The organism is Vibrio sp. 1978 (assembly GCF_033344345.1).
The window spans coordinates 1-540 of the sequence record NZ_JAWPOP010000915.1; the positions used below are offsets into that span (position 1 = coordinate 1).

1 protein-coding gene is annotated in these 540 nt (G+C 47.6%); it reads left to right on the forward strand.

Annotation, left to right across the window (positions count from 1 at the left end):
- Window positions 1–540 (forward strand): undecaprenyl-diphosphate phosphatase (locus R8N49_RS29845; protein WP_318190796.1); only part of this gene is annotated, 540 nt, incomplete at both ends.

The window sequence follows — 540 nt, forward strand, 5'->3', positions numbered from 1 at the left end:
ATTCCGAGCATTGTTTGCTTCGATCTTCAAAGGTGACCGCAGTAAAGAAGCAAAACTGGCATGGATGATCGTGATCGCGACGATTCCGGCGTGTGTGTTCGGTTTGCTGATGAAAGACGTTATCGAAGTCTACCTGCGCAGTGCCTATGTGATTGCGACAACCACCATCGTATTCGGTTTGTTGCTTTGGTGGGTGGATAAGAATGCCAAGCTTGTTGCCGATGAGTACCAAACTGGCTGGAAGAAAGCGGTGTTTATTGGTATTGCTCAAGCACTTGCGATGATCCCTGGAACTTCACGTTCTGGCGCAACGATCACTGCCGCTCTATATTTGGGCTTCACTCGTGAAGCGGCAGCGCGTTTTTCATTTTTGATGTCGATTCCTATCATCACATTAGCTGGTAGCTACTTGGGCATGAAGCTGGTTACCAGCGGTGAGCCTGTGCACGTTGGCTTTTTGCTGACTGGTATTCTGACTTCATTTATTCGCGCTTACATCTGTATTCACTTCTTCTTGAAGATGATTTCACGCATGGGCAT